At 32.8% G+C, this 1,990-nt stretch carries 1 protein-coding gene; it reads right to left on the reverse strand.

The window, feature by feature from the left end; all coding sequences use genetic code 11:
* Positions 1–146 precede the first annotated feature (146 nt).
* Positions 147–1,990 (reverse strand): DUF3857 domain-containing protein (locus PL77_RS29615; protein ID WP_044213601.1); only part of this gene is annotated, 1,844 nt, incomplete at its 5' end.

A 1,990-nucleotide genomic window follows, 5' to 3' on the forward strand; every position in this document is an offset into this window, starting at 1 on the left:
CACGAAAACTTAGTTTAGTCAACTTTCAATCGATTTTTTTGCAAGTTTTCATAGGAAGTACTACAAAATGATTGCCTGATTATTTATCAAAAGATGAATAATCAGGCAATCATATATTCAATTTAATTACAATGGGATTGATTGCTCTAATTTTCTACTGGTTCCAAAACCAACTGAGGATTAAACTTCGATACTAAAATAGCGAAGGTTCTTTTGATTTCAGAGTAATCTCTTGGAGAATACTTCGACTTTTTTAGAGTATAAGAATAATTAAAAACAGCTTGATCTCCTTCTATCTTTGAGGTACAATTCAACTTTATCAGGTCATTATTGATCGTCATTGTTTTTGGTAGTTCCAATACTTTGTAGCCTTTCGGTATTTTCACTTTTGACTCAAATACCGTATTGGTGGTATATACTAAATCAATATCATAACTCCTTTTCTCTTCCGTAAATGGATTTCTTGATATAGGGAAATGATAGAAAGGACGAATGACAATCTTATTCATTAATTGATCCACTGCACCCTCTGCTTCTGCGGTAATAAAGTAGGGTTTATCCGTTTTTTCATAATCCTTTGTCCTAATTTCTTCTACATTTTCAAGTCCCTGACTCTTAAAATATCTCCTTAGTTTAGTCTCTTTATCATCATATTTAGTCTTATAACTGTAGGCCGACATTCCGTTTAAAGATTTCAGAATAGTGACTTTTGTTTTGGATAGATCTTCCGATAATTCAATTTCAAAAATACTCTTATCGTAGCTACTCACATGATTGTAGATACTCACCCACTCATGTTCTTTCTCCTTAATCAACATCCCTTTATCATTAATACAACGAACAGGAAGTTCATTGAAACCTAAAAGAGGAGTCGTTGCATCCGATAAAATTCGGCCATTCCCTAAATCAGTATAAGCTATTACATAATTATAATAATGATCAAAAGGGTAATCTGATACAATTTTACCATTATTCCTTGTCGATAATATAACGGGGTAAGATTTCAGTCCTGCACCTTGTAAAAGTCCAATCAAAAAGAGATTGATATCAGCAGATTTCCCTGACTTTTTTTCCAAAAACGTTTTTAGGTTGTCATCCGACAATTTACCGTAATAACCATTCCATACATAATTATCCTTTACGTATTGAACGATCTTCTGTGCTTTCTCAGTGTCACTTCCTTCCAGTAGTTCTGGATGTTCTGTAAAAATAGCTTTAGATTCTTTCTTTGCTTTAGCCACAAACTTTCCAAAATCTTCATGCTTCATTAAGGTTTTCGTGTACTTCTCCCATGTACTCACCACCTCTATTGGACTTCCCGTTGATGGATTGTAATATTTCCCTAATTGAAAATCGATTTTCATCAAATAATCTTTGATAGAAGTAATATAACTTTCGTCTCTAAATGCAGGTACATCTTTCATCACAAACACATGTTGTATTTCCTTGTATGTACTCCCATTGTAGTTGTGTTCAGCCAATAACTTTTTTGAGTTTTTATAGGTAAATGCCTTTATATTTTGAGCTATAAAATAATACTCAAAATAAGGAATCATCTTAATATCAAACTCACTATGCACTGTAGGAATTCTATCTTGGAAAGACCATTTTGGTAGACGGAAAAAGAAGGGAGAGATAATGGAAACTTGATACTCTATTATTGATCCTACTTTAACTTGAGGTAAAGTAAATTTATACTTATTGTAGTAGCCATTGACATTTTCTGTAAATGCATTCTTTTTATCGAAAGACGTTACAGAAGGTTTACCGTCAATTTTATTATAAACTTTTGCTTTCAACTTATGTACCTCTTCCCTTGCACCGTTGTCTCCTTTATAGAGCAAAAACTCAATGTTTGCTCTACTCAAGCCTTCCTCCTTTAAAATCTTGATTCTTGTCGTTTTTTTATAAAGTACATCAAATCCGCCATCTTTTGAACGTATAAAAGATACTTCGCCTATATCTATAGTTACCCCATTAGTTTGGACTG

The sequence above is a fragment of the Flammeovirga sp. OC4 genome (assembly GCF_000812565.1).
Classification (GTDB): Bacteria; Bacteroidota; Bacteroidia; order Cytophagales; family Flammeovirgaceae; genus Flammeovirga.